Source organism: Phycisphaeraceae bacterium, assembly GCA_019636655.1.
Lineage (GTDB): Bacteria > Planctomycetota > Phycisphaerae > Phycisphaerales > UBA1924 > JAHBXB01.
In genome coordinates, this window is record JAHBXB010000001.1 from 565,086 (window position 1) to 587,674 (window position 22,589).

The 22,589-nt window shown below is 65.6% G+C and carries 16 protein-coding genes; 4 read left to right on the forward strand and 12 right to left on the reverse strand.

What is annotated here, in order from left to right; all coding sequences use genetic code 11:
• The first annotated feature begins 42 nt into the window (after nucleotides 1–42).
• A complete protein-coding gene (locus KF745_02440) occupies nucleotides 43–894 on the forward strand; it encodes a biotin--[acetyl-CoA-carboxylase] ligase (protein MBX3357266.1) in 852 nt (283 codons plus the stop codon).
• Here the strand turns inward: KF745_02440 and KF745_02445 are convergent.
• Complete coding sequence (locus KF745_02445; GenBank protein MBX3357267.1) at nucleotides 878–2,146, reverse strand: amidohydrolase family protein; 1,269 nt, start codon at nucleotides 2,144–2,146, stop codon at nucleotides 878–880. The genes KF745_02440 and KF745_02445 overlap by 17 nt on opposite strands.
• A 231-nt stretch (nucleotides 2,147–2,377) precedes the next feature.
• Here KF745_02445 and KF745_02450 point away from each other — a divergent pair, with 231 nt between their 5' ends.
• Complete coding sequence (locus tag KF745_02450; GenBank protein MBX3357268.1) at nucleotides 2,378–2,764, forward strand: HU family DNA-binding protein; 387 nt, start codon at nucleotides 2,378–2,380, stop codon at nucleotides 2,762–2,764.
• A 197-nt stretch (nucleotides 2,765–2,961) separates the two neighbouring features.
• Nucleotides 2,962–6,885 carry a DUF748 domain-containing protein gene (locus KF745_02455; protein ID MBX3357269.1) on the forward strand — a complete coding sequence of 1,308 codons (3,924 nt, stop codon included), beginning with the start codon at nucleotides 2,962–2,964 and terminating at the stop codon, nucleotides 6,883–6,885.
• Nucleotides 6,886–6,906: 21 nt separating this feature from the next.
• Here KF745_02455 and solA read toward each other — a convergent pair whose 3' ends face one another.
• The 3 genes from solA to KF745_02470 are packed head-to-tail and all read right to left on the reverse strand — an operon-like array spanning nucleotide 6,907 to nucleotide 9,930.
• A complete protein-coding gene (gene solA, locus KF745_02460; GenBank protein ID MBX3357270.1) occupies nucleotides 6,907–8,088 on the reverse strand; it encodes an N-methyl-L-tryptophan oxidase in 1,182 nt (393 codons plus the stop codon).
• A complete protein-coding gene (locus KF745_02465) occupies nucleotides 8,061–8,642 on the reverse strand; it encodes a DNA-3-methyladenine glycosylase I (protein MBX3357271.1) in 582 nt (193 codons plus the stop codon). Before KF745_02465 ends, solA begins: the two co-directional genes overlap by 28 nt.
• A gap of 31 nt (nucleotides 8,643–8,673) precedes the next feature.
• The gene (locus KF745_02470) at nucleotides 8,674–9,930 is read right to left on the reverse strand and encodes a hypothetical protein (GenBank protein ID MBX3357272.1); all 1,257 of its coding nucleotides are present in this window, start codon (nucleotides 9,928–9,930) and stop codon (nucleotides 8,674–8,676) included.
• A 72-nt stretch (nucleotides 9,931–10,002) separates the two neighbouring features.
• Between KF745_02470 and KF745_02475 the strand changes: the two genes are divergently transcribed.
• The gene (locus KF745_02475) at nucleotides 10,003–10,617 is read left to right on the forward strand and encodes a hypothetical protein (protein ID MBX3357273.1); all 615 of its coding nucleotides are present in this window, start codon (nucleotides 10,003–10,005) and stop codon (nucleotides 10,615–10,617) included.
• 25 nt (nucleotides 10,618–10,642) lie between these two features.
• Here the strand turns inward: KF745_02475 and KF745_02480 are convergent, their stop codons facing one another.
• The 8 genes from KF745_02480 to fliM all read right to left on the reverse strand — a co-directional run bounded on the left by KF745_02480 (nucleotide 10,643) and on the right by fliM (nucleotide 22,550).
• The gene (locus KF745_02480) at nucleotides 10,643–11,425 is read right to left on the reverse strand and encodes a YebC/PmpR family DNA-binding transcriptional regulator (protein MBX3357274.1); all 783 of its coding nucleotides are present in this window, start codon (nucleotides 11,423–11,425) and stop codon (nucleotides 10,643–10,645) included.
• A 62-nt stretch (nucleotides 11,426–11,487) separates the two neighbouring features.
• On the reverse strand, nucleotides 11,488–14,694 hold the full coding sequence (locus tag KF745_02485; protein ID MBX3357275.1) for a hypothetical protein: 3,207 nt from the start codon (nucleotides 14,692–14,694) through the stop codon (nucleotides 11,488–11,490).
• 254 nt (nucleotides 14,695–14,948) lie between these two features.
• Nucleotides 14,949–15,710, reverse strand: coding sequence for a hypothetical protein (locus tag KF745_02490; GenBank protein MBX3357276.1), 762 nt, complete (start codon nucleotides 15,708–15,710; stop codon nucleotides 14,949–14,951).
• Entirely contained in the window at nucleotides 15,707–16,150 is a 444-nt protein-coding gene (rbfA, locus tag KF745_02495) for a 30S ribosome-binding factor RbfA (GenBank protein MBX3357277.1), read from the reverse strand. The genes KF745_02490 and rbfA overlap by 4 nt, the downstream gene beginning before the upstream one ends.
• Nucleotides 16,147–16,584 (reverse strand): DUF503 domain-containing protein, encoded by a 438-nt coding sequence (locus tag KF745_02500; protein ID MBX3357278.1) that lies wholly within the window; start codon nucleotides 16,582–16,584, stop codon nucleotides 16,147–16,149. Before KF745_02500 ends, rbfA begins: the two co-directional genes overlap by 4 nt.
• Before the next feature lie 5 nt (nucleotides 16,585–16,589).
• A complete protein-coding gene (gene infB, locus KF745_02505; protein ID MBX3357279.1) occupies nucleotides 16,590–19,463 on the reverse strand; it encodes a translation initiation factor IF-2 in 2,874 nt (957 codons plus the stop codon).
• A gap of 62 nt (nucleotides 19,464–19,525) precedes the next feature.
• Nucleotides 19,526–20,920, reverse strand: a complete 1,395-nt coding sequence (gene nusA, locus KF745_02510; protein MBX3357280.1) for a transcription termination/antitermination protein NusA — start codon at nucleotides 20,918–20,920, stop codon at nucleotides 19,526–19,528.
• A gap of 613 nt (nucleotides 20,921–21,533) precedes the next feature.
• A complete protein-coding gene (fliM, locus tag KF745_02515; protein ID MBX3357281.1) occupies nucleotides 21,534–22,550 on the reverse strand; it encodes a flagellar motor switch protein FliM in 1,017 nt (338 codons plus the stop codon).
• Nucleotides 22,551–22,589 lie beyond the last annotated feature (39 nt).

Here is a 22,589-nt window from a genome sequence, read left to right on the forward strand (position 1 = left end):
CAGAATCTTCTGCCGGAACGCCCGACCTACCCTGAGGCTCGCATGCTCTCGACTTCCGCACGCGACTGGTCAAAGACAACGCAGCCGCAACGGCCGCTGCCGTCGGTGGTCGAGGTGCGTGCGATACCACTCGAGTCCCACGATTCGATCGATTCCACGAGTCTCGAGGCACGACGGATACTCGCGGCGGCGCCGGCCGGCGGGGAACCGCGGGTTCCAAGGCTCATCGTGGCCAATACCCAGACCGCGGGGGTCGGTCGGCTGGGCCGGACGTGGGTAAGCCCGAGGGGCGGGATCTGGTTCACGCTCATTTGGCCGCTGCCGCCTGAACCTTCGGATGCCGCGGCGGTATTGGACGGGCTTGGGCTTCGCATCGGAGTGGCGGTCTGGGAAGTGATTGCCCAGGCCGTTGTCCGCCGCTGGGCGGAGAGCGCGGTCACGATCAAGTGGCCCAATGACATCCTGATCAACGGACGGAAGGTGTGCGGCCTGCTCACCGAGATTATCGGTTCACCCGGGGCGAGAGCCGCTCTTGTCGGCGTCGGGATCAACGCCAACTTCACGGCATCGGAACTCCCGGATGACCTCCCCACTCCCGTTACGACACTGCGCGATGAACTGGCGACCGATGCCAACGCCGCGGGCGTGCTGGACGAGGTGCTGCGGCGACTCTACCGGGCCCTGACCGGGCGGGGGCTGGACCATATCACGCTGATGCGGGCCCGCCGCCAACTGCACGGCGTCGGCAAGCCCGCCAGAGTGACTCTCCCTGACGGTTCGTCGCTCGAGGGGACCATCGTCGGCTTGTCCGATTCGGGCACGCTCATTCTGAGAGCACCGACTGGCGAGCACATCCTGCCGGCCGGGAGCGACGTCATCACCTCGCCCGGCTAACCAGTTCGGTGCTGTACGAAACTCGTCCTGCGACGATCGTGTGCTCGATCCAGCGATCGTCCCAGGCGTAGAGGAGCATCGAAAGAGGGTCGACGCCCGTTGCATCCCGGTCCAGCCATCGCGGCGGCAGGCCACGGGGTCTGACGAGCACGATATCAGCCGCGGAGCCGACAGCCAGCCTGCCGGTGTCGCTCCAGCCCAGGGCGTCGGCGTTCCCCGCGGTGATGAGCCACCACATCTGCGCGCCGGCCGGGACCTCGGAACCGCTCCGCTTGGCCGTTTCGATCATGCCGCGAGCGACACGAACCATGGAAATGTCGGGACCGCCTGCGATATCGCTCCCAAGCGCCAAACGGACACTCCCGCGGCGGTGGTCGTCAAGACTCATTGCGCCGGACCCAAGGAACAGGTTGGCGCCCGGGCAATGGGCCACAATGCTCCCGGACCGGGCCAGGATTGCCCGCTCGTCGTTGTTGAGCCAGACGGCGTGGCCGAGGATGGTGCGGGGATTCAGCAGGCCGGCCTTCTCGTACACGGCGGTGTAATGGACGGAGTCGTGAAGAGTGCGGACAAGGTCGCACTCGCTCCGGGTCTCGGACAGGTGTGTCTGGACAGCGAGCCGGCGCCGCCGCGCGATTTCGCCGCTCCCAGCAAGGAGATCCGGTGAGCAGGAGACGGCGAACCGGGGGGTTACGGCGGCCTCCAGACGTCCCCCGCCGCTCTCCCCGGCGATCCGATCGGCAAAGGCCTCGGCTTCCGCAAGCAACTGGACCGCCGGCCGGAGGAGTTCGGTGGGCGCCTGCTGGTCCATCAGCACCTGCCCAACCAGGGCCCTCAGGCGGTGATCCCGAATGACCGCGGCCGCCGCGAGCGCCCCCTGGTGATGGACCGTGGCGTACGCGGCGACCCCGGTCGTGCCATGGGAAACGAGGCGGCGGCAGACCCGGTCGGTCATGGCGGCGGCGTAGTCCGGGTCGGCCCAGCGGACCTCGGCAGGAAAGATCACTCTGGAGAGCCATTCGAGCAGTTCCAGGCCATCGGCCCCGACAGAATCGAACTGCGGCAGGTGGACGTGTGCGTCAATAAACCCTGGGAAAATAAGGTGTTCTGGCGATCCGAGGTCGGGGGATGCGGGGCAGTCTCCCAGGCCGAGCTCCGCAATGGCGCCACCCTCAAGGCGGAGCCAGCCGGGCGACAGCGACAACTCGGACCGGTCGGGCAGGGGAAGGGCGAGCTGGCCAAGAATGATCATGGGCGGAATGTAGCGCGGGGAGAACGGGCTCGGGCCGGGCGGACCGCGGAGTGCCGACCAGCGCCGATCACCGCGTTTTCGAGGCATTTTTGAGGGGGGCGAGTTGCTTCACCCGACAAAAGTCGCTACAAACCGCGTCAGCGGTGGACCTGCGGGTACTCGGCGAGGAGCGCCCCCGCGTTGTCGGATGACCGAATACGCCCCGCAGTTCCGCTACGAATGGAGACGACGATGGCGAAGAAGATGATGAAGAAGGCGGCCAAGGCGAGCAGCAACGGCAAATCGGCCGCCAAGAAGCCCGGCCGGGTGGCGCCGGCCTCAAAGGTCCGGACGCTGGGCGACCTCTGTCGCACGATCAGCGAGCACGTCGGAGTCAAGGCCAAGGAGGTCAAGGGTGTCTTTGAGACCCTTGGAGCCGTGATGGCGGCCGATCTCACGAAGGGCCCCGGTGTGTTCAAGGTTGGGAACCTGATGAAGGTGACGGTTGTTCGCAAGCCCGCGACGAAGGAGCGAGAGGGCACGAACCCGTTCACGGGTGAGAAGATGGTCTTCAAGGCCAAGCCCGCCCGGAACGTTGTCAAGGTGCGGCCGCTCAAGTCGCTCAAGGCGATGGTGTAAGCCGTACTCCGGCGGCCCACGATGGGCCGCAGCGAGCTTGATCGAAGCCGACGTGGCTCTCTTGAAGCGCCACGTCGGTTTTTTCGTGGAACCTCCGAACCCACCGAGTCAGCGAATCTCGAGGCCGCGCCGTATAAACTGCTTCGGCAGTTCGTGTGGAGGAACCGCGACACGGTCGGAAGGCGAGGGTGGCCCCGTTGAGCACGTCAACTGTCATCAACAGCCCGGGTGAGCCGGGCCCTGAAGCCCGCGCGAAACGAGCGTGGTGGCGGCGCCGGTGGCTCAAGGTGATTCTGGCCCTGGTGCTTCTGTACACCCTGTTTGGTTTCTTCGGTGTTCCGTACCTTGTGCGGAGCGTCCTGATCCCGAGGTTCTCGCGGAGCATCAATGGAACGATCACGCTCGAGAAGGCCAGGTACAACCCGTTCTTGCTCTCGATGCGGCTTGACAAGCTCGAGGTCCGAGACTCGTCTGGCGATCGCATCGCGGGGTTCGCCCGATTCGACGGCGACTTCCAACTGGTCTGGTCGATCTGGAATCGGGGCTGGGTGTTCCGCGAGGCCGTGCTGACCGAGCCGTTCATCCACGCCGTCCTGACGCCCGACGGCGAACTGAACTGGCAACACGTTATGAAGGCCTCCCCCACTCCGACCGAGCCTACGAAGGCGATTCCCCGGATTGTGATCGGAAAAATCGCCCTGGATAACGCCTCGATTCTGTTCCGTGATGAGACACTCTCGCCCCCGCTCGATCTGGCGCTCCAGAACCTGGCGTTTGCGATCGATGGGTTCGATTCTCAGCCCAAACACGAGAACGTTCACACCATGGGCGCTGTCTCGCCCGACGGCGCTACGGTCAAGTGGGGCGGGGTGTCCTACTTCGATCCGCTCACGACTTCCGGTCGGCTCACGATCAGCGACTTCCACGTCGCGGCTCTCTCGCCGTACCTTGAGCGCCCAACACGTGCCGGCATCTCGTCCGGTGTTGCTCGGGCGACGATCGAGTACGACCTAGCCCCAGCCCTCCGCTCACCTCGGGCCACGGTGAACATCTCCGATGTGATGGTGACCGACCTGCACGTCGAGCTGGACGGCCATCAGGTGCTGCGAGCACCGAAAGTCGTATTCGACGCCATTTCGGCGGACCTTGCCGGCCAAGTGCTTGAGGTAAAAGACATTATCGTCACGGGAGCAGACGTCCGGCTCAGCAAGAGCGAATCTGGCGTCATGGATGTTGCCAAGATTCTGCGGGCCCGGACCGAGGCTCCGGGGGCGGTGCAGACTCCGACCGGGACACAGGCCCCTTCTCCACCCGCCGAGTATCCGATCGAGAAGATCCTGGCCGGGTTCAACCAAGTGCTGCAGGGCGCGGCGGGATCCTGGGCTGTCAACGCCACCAAGCTCCAGGTCCAGGAGAGCTCGCTCCGCTTTGAGGACCGCTCGGTCAACCCGGTCGTCCTCATTGAACTGCACGGCGCCAACCTGGAGGCGGGCCCCATCGCCAGCAAGGACAACTGGGTTGTGCCCCTCCAGGCGACCGCGGGCATCGCCCCTGCGGGCACGGGATCTGCCAGTGGTACCCTCGGCATCGGCGATACGTCGGTTGACCTTGCCGTGGAGGGCAAAGGGCTTGATCTCGCTGCGATCGCACAGTATCTCCCAACCACGTGGCCCGAGCCGCTGGTCTCCATGCACCTCAAGTCCGGTACTGCTGGGGCGTCCGGGCGATTCACGTCAAGCCGGGATCGATCCGGAGTCAGGGTCGCAGGTTGGTCCGGAGTCCTTCAGGTTGACACCCTTGTCGCATCCGGCTCAGAGGCGGAGTCGGGGGTAACCCTGGACCGAGCCCGGCTGGACGGCACGGCGTCCGCCGCGGCGACCGGCGATGAACTTCACTCGCTCTCGTGGGAGGTAGATGTGCAGATCACATCGCTGACCACGAATGCCCCGCTGCTCGGGCCTGTGTCGTTTGAGGGGCTGCATGTCGAACTCCCCGGGCGAGAGCCGGCCAGTATCGGCGCGCTGCACCCTTTGCTCATCACGACGGCGACCGTCAGCACCGCCGGCCGACTGCGTGCCGAGTGGGCAGAAGGCGGGGCGCTCCGGGCCTCGTGGGACGGTGGGGCCGAGGTCGCCGCGTTCCATGCCGAGTCCGGCGCCTCGAGCGCATCGCTCCAAGGCTTGAAGACTCGCGGCATACTTCGCCTTGACTTGGGTCCAGGTTCCGCGTTGGAAGACCTCGTGTGGAACGGCACCGCGTCGCTGCAAAAATTGACCTGCAAGGAGCCCGCACGGGATGCGATCAAGATCGCGGGACTGGAACCGCTGATCGTCCGGGAGGCGACAATCAGCGCGGATGGGTCGCTTGACCTAAAGGTCAACTCGGAACTCCACACCGAAGCGGACTGGACCGGCCGTGTCGCGGTCGACAAGTTCATCGGAAGCGGCGCATCCGGCGATGAGACCTTCGGGGTTGAGCATGCGGTCCTCGATGCGGGCGTACGCCTCCGCGTTGATGAGGACTTCCTCAAAACGGTGGAGGCCACGGGAAAAGCCGAGGCTCGCGGGGCCCGCATGGTCGCGCCGATTGCCGGTTCGGTCGAGGCGAGTGTTGACGAGGCCCATGTTGACGGCGAGTTCAGCATCGCGTTCAGCGGCTCAGCGATCGACACCAGCAGCCGGGGTACGGCTGCCGCGAAGGGCGTCGGATTTGAGGCGAGGGACCAAGGTGGCCTCGCCGCCAGGGTCGAGAGCGCCGAGATGTCGGGGTTTGCTTTTTCGTCGCGGGAGAAGAGCGTCTCCGCCGAATCCCTGGTGATCGAGGGACCCTCTTTCGAGAGGACGCTTCAACTCGCCGCGGCCCCGGGTCAGAACGCTGGCAGTCCATCCGGCCAATCAAGCCCTCCGCCGGCTTCGAACGAGCCCTCGGCGCCGAGCCAGGCGCTCGTGACGGCGTCTCCGTCATTGCCGTTCCGGGTACGGATCGGGTCGGTTGCTCTCCGGAACGGCTCGCTCGTTGTGCATGACGCAGAGAACGGCGGGCGGGCGGCCCTCGAGGCCGACCAGATCGCCGCCACAGCAGCCCCGTTCGATACCAACGGACAGGCTTCGACGGAAGTCACGATGTCCGCCCGCATCCAGCAGGCTGGCACCGCGGGTGCGAAGGGAACGGTTAATCTGTTTGCATCGCCGCCGAACGGCTCGATCACCTTCACGCTTGATGCGGTGCCGCTCCCGCCGTTCGACGCATTCGCCAGCCGCTATGTGGGGTACCGGATCGACACCGGGCGGATGAGCGTGGATATGCCGCTGACGCTCGATGCGGGCACCGTCGGTGGCACCCTTGCCGTCAACTTTGATCGGTTGCACCTCGGCGACAAGGTCGCGAGCCCCGATGCGCCCGATGTACCAGTGAAACTGGGGCTGGACCTCCTACGCGATTCGAACGACCGGATCGAGGCGAGCATCCCGGTTTCCGGCAATGTGAATGACCCGCAGTTCAGCATCACCGGCCTGATCTGGAAGGCGTTCTTCAACCTCTTGCTCAAGGCGGCCACCTCGCCGTTCCAGCTCATCGGCTCGATTTTCGGCGGCAACGGCGACCAGGACCTGTCCATGGTCGTGTTCGAGCCGGGCTCCGCCGAATTGACCCGGGAAGCGAAATCCAAGATCGATGTCCTCGCGAAGGCGCTCAAGGAACGTCCAGCCATTTCTCTCACAGTTGTTGGCAGGATGGCTCCCGAGCAAGACACGGCAGCGCTCAGGCCGGTGCTGCTCCGCGAACAGGCCGCCGCGGCCATCGGGTTCGGAGAGGACACGGCGACCCTAAGCGAATCCGAGTACCACCGCGGCATTGACCAGTTGTTCAGGGATCAGTTCCAGCTTCCCGCGTTGCGGCGCAACGCGCCGGTCCCGCAGCCGCGTTCGCTGGAAGAAAAGGAGCTCGCGCTGCTCGATCGCATCAGCGTTCCCCTGGAGCGCCTCGCCGATCTCGCGGCCCACCGCGCGGCGGCCGTCGCCGCGGGCTTGATCCGTGATAACGCGATCGGCGAGGGACGCGTGACTGCGAGCTCGAGCGAATCCCCAGCAGATGCGCCGATTGCGGAGTTCAAGCTCGAATAGCCCGCGCGGAATGCGGATGGGTCAGGGTTTCGGCTGCGAGAGCCGAGCCAGAGACAAGAATCCGATCGGATGTCGGGTGGCCCCGCTTTGCGCCATGTCCGCGAGGATCTCCCCGACGACGCTCGCGAACTTGAAGCCATGTCCGGAGAAGCCGCAGGCGACCGAGACGTTGGGATGCTCAGAAAGGCGGTCGATGATGAAGTGGGAGTCCGGAGACATCGAGTACATGCACGTCCGAAGGCCCAGCAGGTTGCCGTTCGCATCCGGGATGTACCTCGCAAGGCACTCACGGATTTCCGCCTCATCCTCCTTGTCCGGCCGGTTCGCGGCGGCGTGGAGGCGATCGGGGTCGATGGGGCGCCCGGGACGATGGAGCGCCACCTTGAAGCCAGGGGCTTCTGGTCGGATCGGAAATCCGTAGTACTCTCCGCTCGCAACGGCGGCCTCGGGCTCGATCGCCCACACCGGCATCTGTGGGTGCCGGAACCGGTCGGAATCGGCGGGCCACACCCACGCGAGAACCTGGCGGTGCACTCGGATCGGCAGCCAGTCGACACAGCGTGAGGCCCATGCCCCGCCGGCAATGATCAGTTTCTCGGCGCGGTACATCCCTCCGTGTGTGCGGACGCAGACACCGGTTGAGTCGGCTTCCCAACCCATGACCGGTTCGTGCGCCTTGAGCTCGGCGCCATACTGAAGGGCGAGCCCGGCCTGCGCGGCGACTACCGCCTCAGGGACAAGCAAGCCAGCCGCCTCCTCATAGACCGCCTCGTACGATGACGGTACTTCGAACTGGGGATATCGCTGGGCCAGTTGCCGACGAGACAACACCTCATGGGCGAGACCATGGTTCTGAGCCGAGCGGAGCGAGCCGGGGACGAGACTCCCCGATCCGGGACCGATGTACACGCCCCCGGTCACGTGGAGCAACGTCGATCCCGCCTGCACCTCCAGGTCCCGCCAGAGTTCGTAGGCCCGACGCAGCAGCGGCACATAGTCCGGGTGCTCGAAGTACGCCATCCGGATCATCCGTGAGTAGCCGTGGGAGGAGCCATTTCCGTGGGGGATATCGAACTGCTCCAGGCCGAGCACCCGAACCCCTCGCCTCGCAAGATGGAGCGCGGCGGATGAGCCCATCGCACCGAGTCCGATGATGATGGTGTGGTACTCCGGGGTCACCGCGCACCGCCAAGAACCCGCCATCGTGGGCAGGTCACCATGTGGTCGTTGACCATCCCGACCGCCTGCATGAACGCGTAGCAGATGGTTGTCCCAACGAACGTGAAGCCGAGTTTCCGAAGATCCCTCGACATAGCGTCGGAAACCGGGGAGGAAGCGGGGACATCCGACATCCGCCGGCGTCGGTTCACAATCGGCGACCCGCCCACGTATCGCCACAAGCACCGATCCAACGATCCGTACGCCTCCGATGCTGCGATCGCGGCTCTCGCATTGGTGATCGCTGAGGCGACTTTGAGCCGGTTCCGGACGATCCCGGGATCGGCGAGCAATGCTTTGACCTTCCTCGCGTCGTAGCGGGCCACGGTCTCGATATCGAACTGGTCAAAGACCTCGCGGTACCGCTCCCGCTTGCGGAGGATCGTGTCCCACGACAGACCCGCCTGCGCCCCTTCGAGGACAAGAAACTCAAAGAGTGTGCGATCGTCGTGGACCGGCACCCCCCACTCCTGATCGTGATAACGGAGCGACAGCTCGTTTCGGGCCCACGGACATGCCTTCTGTGCAGGAGTTGGCACGCGACCAGTGTACTCCGGGTCCAAGCCGCGATCATGCGGGGATGAAGAGGCTCGCGACCGCGCCCGTCATCCAGCAGGCGAGTGCCCCGGCCACCATGGCCCGCAATCCAAGGGACGCCAGGTCCGAACGACGCTCGGGCGCCATCGCCGATAGCCCCCCGATCTGGATAGCGATCGACGGGAGGTTGGCGAACCCGCACAGCGCGTAGGTCGCGATGTGGGCCGATCGCTCGCTCAGACGCCCGACACCGAGATCCTCGGCGAGCCGGATGTACGCTACGAACTCGGTTGCGACGACCTGTGTTCCGAGCAGCGAACCAAACGCGTCGCACTCTTTCCAGGGGATACCGAGGGTCCAAGCGAGCGGCGCCAGGGCGCGGCCCAGGAGGACCTGCAACGACACCGCCTGTCCATCTATAGTTCCCAGCAGCGACAACGGGGCATTGACCAGCGCAATCACGGCTACGAACGCGATCAGCATCGCCGCGACATTCAGCGCCAACCGCAGTCCGTCCGACGCACCCACGGCCAAGGCATCAAAGAGGTTGCGGGTCTCGGTCGTCCGGCTTGTCAGCAGAGCAACGTACTCCGCACGGGGCGTCTCGGTCTCGGGTAACATGATCTTGGCCATCACGAAACCGGCGGGGGCCGACATCACCGAGGCCGTCATGAGGTGCTTGGCAAAGAGCACCCGCGACGCCTCCGACTCTCCACCGAGAAGGTTGACGTACGCGGCGAGCACCGATCCGGCTATGGTCGCGAATCCGCCGGTCATGACCGCCATCAACTGGGACCGGGTCATCGTGGGGATGTACGGCCGGACACAGAGCGGCGCCTCGGTCTGCCCAACGAAGATGTTCGCCGCCGCGGAGAGCGCCTCGGCCCCGGTAACGCCCAGCGATCGGCGCAGGACCCACGCGACAGCCGCCACGAGCCGCTGCATGACCCCGAGGTGATACAGTGCGCTCATGATGGCGGCGAAGAAGATGATGACGGGCAGCACCTTCACCGCGAATACGAAGCCCCATGGCTGCGATGCGTCGGCCAACGAACCAAAGATGAACCTCGTTCCCTCATCGGCGCAGGAGATGACCCTGGTGACGCCGAGTGCAAGCAGGTTGAAGACCTCGACGACCGGAGGGAATCTCAGGAACAGGAACGCGAGGGTAACCTGGAGCGCCAGCCCAACGCCGACGATCCTGCCGCTGATCCGGCGCCGATCGGTCGATAGGGCATACGCAACGAACAGGAGCACGAGAACTCCAAGCAGTCCGGTGGTGTTGGGCATGGGATCTCCCGGGCAGGATCAGGATGCTACTGGAAAGTTCCAGCCGCGGCGTGCGTTGGAGGTTGGGGGCCCATGGACGGGCGTGTAGTCGAGTTTTCGGATGCGCCCCAGGCGATCCTGCTCGCGGCCCGGGGGGCGATAAGCGCGAGGGCGGGCGCGGTGCTCATAGGCATCTCAGGCGCCGTCTGCTCGGGCAAGTCCACCCTTGCGAGGCGGCTCTCGGGGTGCATCATCTCGACCGATGACTACCTTCCCGACTACGAGACCGTCGAGTTCACCGAGCGTGACCTGCCCGAACGGTCCGATCTTGATCGGCTGTGCCTGGATCTGCAGCGATTGAGGACGACGGGGGAAACGGCAACACCGATCTGGTCGTTCAAGACTCACAGGCGGGAGGGAGACCGCATTGTCACCGCGGACCGCGGCACGGCTGTCTGCGAGGGGATCCATGCCCTGCACACACAACTCTCGCCGCTGTATCACGTTCGTGTCTTCGTCGAGGCGTCAAGAGACGAGCGTTGGCGCCGGTGTCTTGCGCGGGAGTTGGCCGGGGAGCGGGGCTGGTCCTCAGAGCACGCCCGCGAGCACTTCGAAGCCGTCGCCGAGCCGACGTTCGACCGGTTCGCGACCGACTACCGGTCGAGGGCCCACCTGATCGTGATGAATCAAGACCCCGAGACGATGTGAGCAAGAGTCCTGTCAGAGCCGGCGCCTACCCCTGCAGCTCCGCCATCTCGGATTCGGGGATGTCGTAGTTTGAATAGACATTCTGAACATCGTCGTTGTCGTCGAGCGTCTCGATGAGCTTGAGCACGAGGCGGGCATTGTCCCCTGAGACAGGAGCGGTGGTCGTCGGAATCTGGTCGATACGGGCGTCCACGATTGAGCACCCATAGCGGGACTTCAGGGCTTCTTCAATCGACGCCCTGGCCGCCTGAAAACCAACGGGCGCCGCGTACACGAGCCAGGTCGCGGCGCCCTCGTCGTCGGACCCCAATGCCTTCACATCCTCGGCGCCCGCGGCGAGCACAATCTCCATCACATCATCTTCGGAGAGCCCGGTAGTCGAGAGCGTGATGCTGCCGCGGGTCTGGAACATGAACCCGACGCAACCCGTTGCGCCGAGGTTGCCGCCGTACTTGGCGAAGGCGTTGCGAACCTCGGTGGCGGTTCTTGTTCTGTTGTTCGTGAGGGCATCGACCACGATCGCGACGCCATTGGGCCCGTAGCCCTCGTAGCGGACCGTCTCCCAGTCCTCACCCCCGATTTCCCCCGCACCCTTCTTGATGTTCCGCTCGATCGTGTCCCGAGGCATGTTGCAGTACCGCGCCTCGTCGATCGCGTACCGGAGCGTGAGGTTGGTCTCCGGGTCGGCACCGCCGTTCTTCGCGGCGACCATGATGGCCTTGGCGCACTTGGTCCACAGCTTGCCGCGCTTGGCATCCACCGCTGCCTTGCGGTGCTTGATGTTGTGCCACTTGCTGTGCCCGGCCAATGCAGTACTCCTTCTGCCTGCGACTTTTCTCCCTACCACTTCCTAGGGGAAAGTGGGGAGATTCAATCCTGAACTCCTGTTGTAGGCTGGGCGAGTGGGAATCGCGGCGCGATCTTGGGTTGGGATCCCCGGCTGGCCGCACCCAGTTTCGCCTGCACGGAGCGTAAGACATCCTGTGCCTTGATCGCCGCGGCCTGGATCCCCGCGTTGGTCATGGCGCGGTACCAGTCGTTCGCGGCCTGCATCGCGAGCCGCCAGGTCCTGATTGCCTCTTCGCGATCACCGGGCCCATCGCGAAGCCACAGCGCATCGGCGAGGTGATCAGCAAGGGTCCCGTCGTTCCGCGCTCCTCCGAGTTGCACGGCTCGGCGTAAGAGCGAAACCGCCCCCTCGCGCGTGATCTCGCCCGTGGCATCACGCTCGTCATCCAGAACCCCGAGCTTGTAGCGGAGCCAGCCGATCGAGTCCGTAACGTTGGGATCATCGGGGAGCCCGTTGTGCGCGACCTCGAGCAGCCGCTCGGCGCGATCGATGTCCCGCCCCTGCTCGACCAGTGTGTATCCCAGGTTATTGCAGGTCAGCGGGTGCGTGGGGTTGTACTCGAGCGCCAGTTCGTAAAGCGGAACGGCCACCTCGTCACCCCCGGTTCGCCGTCGGGAGGCCATCGCCACGCCCATCTGGTACGCAAGATCCGCTGCGGTCGGCGGTGAATCCGCTGCATCCGCGCGATCCCCCCCGAGGAGCGCCGGCGCCAGATCACGTTCTACGGCGGCTCTCACAAACTCGACGGCGTCCGACGGTGTCCCGCCGATCGCCACGACCTCAAGCCAGGCTCTGAACAGCACGGGAGCAGAGGCGGGAGACGCGGCCAGCGCCAGCGTCCGCACAACGGGAATGGCCTGCTCGGGATCGCTCTGCAGGATCGCCGCGATCGAGCTGGTGATCGCGCTCGCCTGATCGGGTGTCAGCTGTGCCGACGGCGGGAGATGGTCTCGGAGCACCTCGGTCGCTCGCTGGGCCGAACCCGTGCGGAGCAGGGCCGCCGCGAGCCCGATCGTGTTCGGGATGTTCGGCTCGGACGCCGCAAGACGGGCTACTGCCCTGACATCCGCCTCCTTGGCACGATCGGATCGCCTGAGGATGTCCTCCGCGCTCGCGGAGAGCGCCTCGGCGTCGGCATGCGTGGCACCGCTTGCCGCCTTGGCCAGCCGGGCGAGCCCGGCATCCGGGCCCGATTCGGCCGCATCGAGCCTGGCGAGGGCAACGACAGGCCAGATCGATCCGGTGCTCCGCTGTGCAATCGCCGTAAGCCTCTGCCGGCCGCGAGCCAGGATAGCGTCCCGCCCGACGCCCGACGTCGACACGAAATCCCAAACAGCTGCGAGGGTCTGAAAGGTCTCCCGATCAGATGGGTCTTCTTCGGCAAGGTCCAGCAACTCGGGCTCGGCGACCGCGAACTGCCCGGCGCGGGCGAGTTCCTGCGCCCGGAGCAGGCGAAGACCTCGCGAAGACGGTATGTGCTCCCGCACGGTTCGTACCGCCTCGGCCACCTTCATCTGGTCCGCCAGGGGCCCCGAATCCGCGTACAACCTGATCAGCGACAGGTACGCAGGCTCGAGGTACGGGTCGGCATCGACGGCTCGCAGGAGGAACGATTCAGCGTCATCGTACTTGGCGAGCAGTCCGGAAAGGTCCGCAGCGAAAATCAAGTTGTCGACCGCCGACGGCGAGGCATCCGAGGTGTCGGGCAGCACCCGCCGGACAACCGCGAGCGCTTCGCTGAAGCGCTGACATGCGGCGAGCGCCTTCGCGTAGGCGACCTGGATATCCGGGCTTGCCGCCGGACTTGCGGAGGCGGATGCAAGGACGGACAGCCCGGCCTCGACGATGTCCCATTGTCCCGCCCTTGTACCGACCGATACCGCCAAAGCCGCGGCGGGCAGGTCGTGAGGACGACGAACCTGGAGCGATCGCACGAGGCCGATAGCTTCGTCACCCCGACCCGCACGGCTCAGAAGGGCTGCAAACAGCAGCCGCGCTTCCCACGATTCGTCGGTCGACAATGCACCAAAGACCTGGTCGGCCTGGTCTCGCAAGAGATTGTCCAGAACGGACAACGCGTACCGATCGGCTCCAAAGGGCGTCGAGCCAACGAGACTCGCCAAGTCCCTTGCGATCAGGTCACCTTGCCGCGCACCATACGTCTTGAGGAGGGTGGCCATCGCCTCGCCGTCGGATGGGGCGGACGAGAGCCGCTGGATCAGTATGCCCCGGGCTGTACCCGGATCATGCCGGCTGAACGCCGCGGCCGCGGCGCGGGCAAGCCGGCCATCCAGGGAACTCGGTGCCGGAGAGGCCCGTGAGGTTCTCAGGTATTCGATCGACTGGCCAAGCAACGGCGCCGCCTCAGGACCAATCTCCGCGAGGTAACTGATCAACTCGACGTGCCGGTCCTGAACGTTGGCGTCTTGCGCCGCAATGTCGCCAAGGATGACCAGTGCCGCCCTCGCGGACTGTCCCTGACGCAGGCACGCGTAGACCTCGCGGGGCAGGAGCGATCCGGCATCGAGCGAGGGGAGTTCAGACGCTGCGGAATACGCTTCGATCGCGGCGTTGTAGTGCCCAACCCGGCACGCCGCATCGCCGATGGACCGCCAGAGTTCGGCACGACGACGGTAGAGGTCGGAGAGTTCTTCGCGGTAGCGGGTCGGCTCGGGAAACGGATCCGGCACTCCAACAGCCAGCCGGAGTGCCTCGGCCCCCGCGTTCGAACGCCCGGTATTCAGGAGTGACTGCCCCAGCAGGGCATTGACAATGTACGGGAGTGCCGGGTCTGTTGTAATCGATTCGCTTGCCCACAGGCGCGCGAGCACGGCAGACGCGGCCTCGTCATTTGACCTTCGGTGGTGCACTCTCGCGGCCGCGAGCAGCCCGAGCGGATCGACCGAGCCGAGCTCCGCTGCCCGAACGAACGAATCCTCGGCCGCCCGCATGCTCCCCGATCGGAGTTGGGCCTCTGCGAGCGCCTCGACCGGCTGCGGGGATGTTGGGTCCAGCCGAGCCGCCGATTCGAGGTCGTCCACCGCCGACGGAAGATCATCCTTGAGCAGCGCCAGCCGGCCCGATGCGTACAGCCTCAGTGCGGTGTCGGCCGCGAGCGCATCGGGCGTTGGCGCCTCGGGCTCGGGGCGTGCGGCATTGAGTTCGCTTACGACCTCGTGCAGGCTCTGCGTGGCCCCGGACGTCGTGGGATCGGGCAGCGGCTTCACCTCGTCCGGATTCAGCCCCGGTGGCGGCGGAACATCTCTGGCATGCGCCGCGACTCGCCAGGTTGACGCCGGAGTCCGGGCCTGTTCCGCGGCGAGCCGTTCCAGGGCCGGTCGGCTGTCGACGACCTGAGAGGCCGACGAGTAACCCGGTGCACTTGAGGCACAACCAACGCATAGCCCCGCCGCAATGCAGAGGAGCGGAGCCAGAATCCGCCAAACCGACAGGTTGAAGGGCGCGCCGCTCTGCGGTTGCGTCACTTTTCCCCCCGTTCGCCAGCCCGGCCAGCCGCTCGGGGAGGACGTGCCTTCTGGACCGGCCCCTTCACCTTGCCGTTGGATCGCTTGGAACTCGCTCGGGTTCGGGATGCGGCTCCGGCAACGTCGACTGGATCGTCGTGGTCGGACCACAACTGGAGCACCCGGTGAGCCTCAGCCAACTCGCCGGCTCGGATACGCCTCTCAAGCAAGGTGGCCGCGGAGCGAACCGTCGCCCCCTCCTCGACCACACGGGAGGCGATGAGCCTTCCAAGGAGCCGCTCGTCGACGGGCGCAGTGTGTCCTCCCAAGGAAACGAGTGTCACCCGCGACGCGACGTACCCCGGTACACCGTCGAGCGTCGCAAGGTAGTCAGCTGCCTCCCGCTTCGGGGCCTCGGCCAGACGCTGGAGCGTTACTGCATGCTCGCGGAGATAGATGGCATTCAGTGCGGCTCGCAGGCGCTGGCACCGCTCCTGAACCCTGGGAAACCGCTCTCCCAGAATGGCCGCGAGCTCGTCCGGGAGGCAGACTCGCAGTTCATTGAAGTCGACAACCCCCTGGGAGATCCGCTTCATGGCCGCCGCGGCCTTGGCCGACGTGCACTCCCACATCATGAACGAGCGAACGAACTCTTCGACCAGGGGCTCGGCGGGGTCGATGAGTGACACGACCGGTTCGACAACCTCTGGGCGAGGGTGGGCATCGGCCAGTCGCTTGAGGAGCGTGCTGAGTGCCTTATTCTGATCGACGGCGCTCATGCCTTTGGGTCCTCAACATCGTGATCGGAAGGCCATGCCGGCTCGTCGCCCTCGCGCCCTGCGGCATCGGAGCCACCGGCGGCCTTCTCCCGGGCACGGTTCTCTTCCGCCACCTTGGCAAGAACGTCTAGCACTTCCGCCTCTCGCTTCGTGCTCTTGTCCACGCGGAAGTTCAGTTCCGGCAGCACGGAGAGCGCCATCCGCTCGGCCGCCTTGCGGCGGATATGGCGGGCGGCGTCGCGGATTGCGTGGATCGTGAGATCCTGGTGCTTCTCGGGGTAAACGGAGACCATAATCTCCGCGTGCTTCAGATCCGGCGAGACGGTGCACCCCGTGATCGTGATCATGCCCCGAGCCCTGGGGTCGCTTAGGCCTCTGGCCATCACTTCCTGCACTGCCCGCTGTAGCGTTGATGCGAGTTGCTCGGTTCGCCTGGTCATGCGTCCTTCTCCCCCGCGTCGCGGGCCTCCTCGGAGGTCCACAGCGGCGAACCATCATCTGCGGCCTCCCCCAAGATGAGCCCGGCGTCCGAGATTACCTCTCGCGACAGTTCGCCCAGTCTGGCATTGCCGAGGTCGTGCAACTTTCGAGTCACGCTATCGAGCACCTGGATCACCCGCCCGACCTCGCCCGCGACGCATGCAAGCCCGAGCCTCGCCACGCTCCGATGGTCGAGCAAACCCACCTCAGCGATCGAAACCTGGTGCTCGCGGTGCAGCCTGTCCTTGACTGAACGCACGACCCGCCGTTTATCCTTGAGCGACTCGCTGTCGGAAACGTGAAGCTCAAACTGGAGGATGCCGATGTGCATGGTGTGAGCCGCGGGGAAGAGGCGAGGCATGACCGAGCCGCCGATCGAGCGTTCTTGGCTCACCGACCTCACAGTGTCCGCTTCACCTCGATGTTCTTGTAGCACTCGAGCACGTCGCCCTCCTTGATGTCGTCATAGCCGACAATCTTCATGCCGCACTCGGTCCCGTTCTTGACCTCTTTCGCGTCATCCTTGAACCGCTTGAGCTGCTCCAGGACCCGATCGTTCTCGATCACCACGCCGTTGCGGGTCACGCGGATAAGTGCATTTCGCTCAATAACCCCGTCGGTGACGTAGCAGCCCGCCACGGCGCCGAACTTGCTGAGCTTGTACACGCGACGCACCTCGGCGTGGCCCAGGACCTCCTGCCGGCGCTCGGGCTCGAGCAGGCCCTCGGCGGCCTTGCGGATGTCGTCGGTGATCTCGTAGATCACCTGGTACGTCCGGATCTCGACGCCCTTGGCCTCCGCCAGCTGACGGGCCTTGTTCGCCGCGATGACATTGAAACCGATGATGATCGCGTTCGACGCGTTGGCCAGGAGCACGTCCGATTCGTTGATGCCGCCGACGGCGGCGTGCAGGACGCGGGCCTTGACCTCCTTGGTGGCGATCTTCTCGATCTCGTGCTTGATCACGTCCACGGAGCCCTGCACGTCGGCCTTGAGCACGACCAGGATCTCCTTGACCGCGCTCGCCGCCATCTGCGAGAAGAGGCTGTCCAGCGTGACCTTCGGCTGGGCGAGAGCGGCCTGGCGCATGCGGTGCCGGCGCTGCTCCGCGGCTTCCTGCGCTTCCTTGAGCGAATGGACGATGAAGAACTTGTCGCCCGCGTCCGGAAGCTCGTCGAACCCGGAGACCTGCACGGGCGCCGGCGGCGTAACGCTCTTGAGCCGTTCGCCCCGGTCATCGACGATATCACGCACCTTGCCGAATGCCCGCCCGACAACGATGAAGTCGCCAACCTTGAGCTCGCCGTCCTGGACGATCACGCTGGCCACCGGGCCGCGTCCTTCTTCCAGTCGGGCTTCGACGACGGTGCCCCGGGCCGGGCCCGCACAGTCCGCCTTCAACTCCAGCAACTGTCCCTGCAGGTCGAGGATTTCGAGGAGCTTGTCGATCCCGACGCCCTTGGTGGCGCTCGTGTGGACCACCTCGGTCGTCCCGCCCCACTCGACGGGGTTGAGCCCCTGATCAGCCAGCTGGGAGAGAGTCTGGTTGATGCGGGCCTCGGTCGCATCCGGACGATCGACCTTGTTGAGCGCGACGACGATGGGCACACCCGCCGCCTTGGCGTGGTTGATCGACTCCACCGTCTGTGGCATGACCCCCTCGGGCGCCGAGACGACGAGCACGACCACATCGGTGAGCGCCGCACCGCGCGAGCGCATCTGGGTGAACGCCTCGTGACCGGGCGTATCGAGGAAAACGATCGTCTTGGTCTCGCCGCCGATCGTCACAGGCACCTTGAAGGCGCTGGTGGCCTGGGTGATCCCGCCCGCCTCGCCCGCCGCCACGTTCGCGTTGCGGATCTTGTCGAGCAGGCTGGTCTTGCCATGGTCGACGTGACCGAGGATGGTCACGATCGGGCCCCGCGGCCGCAGGTCGATTGCCTCACGATCGACGAACCGGTCCGTGACGACCTGCTCGGCCGTCCGGGCTTCCGTCGTCTCGAGCTCGATGTTGAAGTCGATCATGATCTCCTGGGCCTTGTCGGTGTCGATGCCCGAGTTGGCAGTCGCCATGATGCCCTGGAGAAGGAGCTTCTTAAGGATCTCGGACGACTTGACCCCCGTCGCCGCGGACAGGTCCTTGATCGTGAACGGTGCGGCGATCCGGACGACACCGCCGCCCACCTGCGAAGCGGTCGCACGGGACTCACCGTGGGACTGCTCCCGCATCTTGAGATCGTGGCGACGCTTCTTGAGGTACCCACCGGCCCGGGCAAGACGGGCCTCTCGCTCGGCGAGGTCCTGCTCGGAGAAGACGCCGGCCGGCGGCTCATCGGCTTTGCGGCGTGGAGTCTTTGTAGGGGTTGCCAGCCCATCGGTGCGCCGCTTGTTCCCGCCCGCCCGCCGGGCAACCCGCCCGCGGTCATCATCGCTCGCTCCACTCCCTCCACCTGGGGCCATCGGCCCGCGCGGGCCTCCATCCCCAGTGCCGATCCGCCTGGGCTTCGGCCGGTCAATGACCTCGGGCGCTTCGATCCGGACCACGCGAGGACCGGAGAGTTTGACGGGAGTCTGGATCTCAAGCCGCTTCCCGGCCGGGGCCACCACCTTTGGACGCTCGGGGACGTTCATCGGCGCCGGGCTGACCGTCGCCCGCCCGCCGCGAGCGGGGCCGTGCCCGGGCGCCCGTGGCGACTCCTCTCGCGGCTCTTCCGGCACCGGCCTCGCGGACGGCTGAGGTTCGGCGGGCGGAGCAACCGCTTCGGACTCTTGGACTTCTTCCTTGGCGGCGCCGGCGGCCGGCGTGTCCTCGACGGGCGTTGCTCGTGGCGCCGGCGCCTCGGTCCGAGTCACATCCTCGGCGTCGGTCGGCTCGTCATCGCCGTGGCCATGACCAACCGGCGCGGCCTTCGCGGTTTCCTGCACGTATCCCGGCTCGACCGTTTCGGTGGATTCCGCGTCGGCTTCCGCGACCGAAGTCGCCGATGAGTCGCCGGCGGAGGCACTGTCCTTGCTCGCGGTGCGTCGGCGCGGCTTGGCCCGCACCTTTTCGATGTCGACGTGAGCGGTGGTCTCCACGGCGGTCGCGGACGGCGCCTCGCCGCTGACGGACGCGGCGAACCACTCGCGGATCGACGCTTCCAGACCCGGCGAGAGCACGGCCATGTGATTCTTCACCTTGTCGGAGGGGATCCCCTCCGCAAGGCACTTCTCAATGATGGCCTTGGACTTGATGCCAAGTTCCTTGGCAATGTCATGAATGCGCTTGGCCAAACCGCTCTCCGTTAGACTCGAACTCAAACCACTTCAACACTGGCAAACCGCGAAAACTCAGATCACGTCGTCGACTGACCCGGCTGGTCGGGAACGCCCAGGATGTCGGCGGCCCGTGCGTCGTCGGTCGGCTGGATCTGGGCATCGGCACCCGGATCCATCCCGAGGATTGCAGACGCCCGCGCCTCGGCATCAGCCGGGACACCCGACGTGTCCCCTGCCAACAGCCGGCGGGCCGCATCTTCCTCCTCACGCCGCTTGCGCTCGGACTCTTCCTTCTCCTTGGCCTGCTGCTCGGCGACCTCGCGGGCCTTGACTGCCGCCGTCTGGACCATCTGCTGGGACGCGGCCTCCTCGATTCCGAGTTCCGTCACGAGCACCTCGGCCCCGACTTCCTCAATGTCGAACACACTGATCATGCCGAGCGCCGCCAGCCGGTCGACCATCTCCTCGGTGACACCGGGGACCGTCTGCAGCGTTGCCGAGAGCGTCTCCAGCCCCTTGTTGAACTCGACGGGAGTCAGGATGTCGATGTCCCAGCCGGTGAGCCTCGCGGCAAGCCTGACGTTCTGCCCCCGCTTGCCGATCGCCAGCGAGAGCTGATCGTCACGGACGACGACGGTCGCCCGGCCAAGCTCGAAGCACAGCGAGATCTCGGCAACCTCGGCCGGCTTCAGCGCGTTCTGAATAAGGATCTGCGACGACTCGTTCCAGCGGACAATGTCGATCTTCTCGCCGTTGAGCTCGTCGACGATGTTCTTGATCCGCGACCCTCGGACGCCGACGCACGCGCCGACCGCGTCAACCTTGGAGTCGATCGACGACACCGCGATCTTCGTGCGGTAGCCTGCCTCCCGGGCCATCGCCTTGATCTCGATGATCCGCTCCGCCACCTCGGGCACCTCGACCTCGAACAGCCGCTTGATGAAGTCCGGGTGAGAGCGAGACAGCACAATCTTGACCTGGTTCCCGACGTCTCGAACATCGAGCACCAGGCACCGGACACGGTCGCCGGGCTGGAACTGCTCGCCGGGGATCTGCTCCGAACGCGGCATGAAGGCCTCGGCGCGATCGATCGTGACGACCATCGAGCCGCCCTCGTAGCGCTGAACGGTGCCCGTGGCGATATCCCCGACCCGCTTGGAAAACTCGTCAAACACCGACTGGCGTTCATCGTCGCGGAACCGCTGGATCATCACCTGCTTGAACGTCTGCGCCGCGATGCGGCCGAAGTCCTGCGGGTTCATCTCCAGCGGCTCGCCGTGGCGGGTCAGTCTCAGTTGCCCCGACAGCGGATCAAGGACGCAGGCGAACTCCTCGGTGTCCAAGGTGTTGAAGTACTTTCGAGCCGCCGAGACCATCGCCTGCTCGAGATCACGCACCAGAACCGACTTCTCGATCTTGCGATCCCGGGCGATCGAATCGAGGATGCGCATCATCTCCTGTGTGTTCATCATGGCTTACCGCTCCGAGTTCCGAGTTGGTTGGTTGTCTGGATGTCGAGGCCCAATCAATCCGCCTGTCTTGTCTGATTTCCTGTCTGGCCGAACCGTCCGATACCGGCCTGTTTCCACCGTCCGAGCGCCCTTGAAACAACGAAGCCGCAAGCTGCAGATGCACGCTCGCGGCCGGAACCTCCCATGCTGGGAGTGGTCCGCTCCACCGGTACAGGTACCGGGAGGAGCCGGCAGGGATCTCGGTGAGAGTCAGGTCATGACACCCTCCGACAGCCCTGCCCGCGTCCGCTGGCGGACACCCAAGGGAACCCCGCACATTCCGCCGGAATCCCGGCGGGACGGGGCGCCCGGGCCACGGAACCGGGGCAAGCCCGGGTCGCGCGCCTGGGTTGGGCGAGCATCAGCCAACATGATCGCGAGCCGTGAACATGCGACGAAAACCCTTCTTCAAGGACGCAAGGTCGCTCCGAAATGTCCCCGAATCCTACGGGTCCGACCGGATGGCGGTCAAACGGGACAAGCCCGAATGACCACTCGCGGCCGGGAACTGGCCGGGTTCCAGGAAGTCGGGTTGACGGCCGCTGCCGCCCGGAAACACCACCATCACCCAAATTTAGACGCGGTCACCGGCCTGGACAGCCCGGGCGATCTTGAGGGCCCGGGTCCCCTTGTACTGCCCGATGTTCGCGAAGAACGTCTTCCGTCCCTCGACGCACAAGAGCACGGGCGATCCGGCGGCCCGCTCGGTCACGATCAGGTCCCCTTCGCTGAGCGACATCAGATCCCGCAGCGTGATCGTCGTCTCGGCAAGCAGGCCCGTCACGCTCAACCCCGCCCGGTTCAGCGTCGCCGCGATCCGCCCCTGGATCTCCCTCGACAGCCCCGACCGGGGCGTGTTGAACCAGTTCTGTGCCGAGAGATCCTCGATGAGCGGCTCGATCACGTTGTACGGGATGCACAGGTTCATCGTCCCCGCACGGTTGGCCATTTTGAGTTCGAAGCCGACCACGACCACCACCTCGTTCGGCGGCACGATCTGCACCAGTTGCGGGTTGCTCTCCGTAGCCGTGATCGTGAACGTCAACTGCCTCACGCTCGCCCACGCCTCGGAGAGCGCTGCCTGCCCCCGCGAAGTGACCTTGCCGATCAGTCGTGTCTCGATCAGCGTCATCGGCCGCTGCGGGATGAACAGCTCCTGGTTGGTGCCGCCGAGCAGCCGATCGATGATCGGGTAGATGATCAGCGGGCTGATCTCCAGGCACATCTGCCCTTCGAGCGGCTTGGCGTCCATCAGGTTGAAACAGGTCGGGTTCGGCAGCCCCGAGATGAACTCGGCAAAGGTCATCTGCTCGCAGGTTGCGACCTTGACCTCGACAATCGTTCTCAGAAAACCCGACAGCGCCGCCCCGAAGTTCCGGGCAAACGACTCGTGCAGCGTCTGCAGGGCCCGCATCTGGTCCTTGCTGACACGCTCTGGCCGCTTGAAGTCGTAGTTGCGAACCTCGACGTGCTCCAGATCGCGCCGGTGCCGGCTGAAGATCTGGATCGGGTTCTGCTCCTCCTCGACCTCGCCCGAGTCGACCGCGGCGAGGAGGGCGTCAATCTCGCTTTGGTCAAGAACGTCGGCCATGGTCGGGGTGTATGTTCCGTTGAGGGGCTGAATCCGACT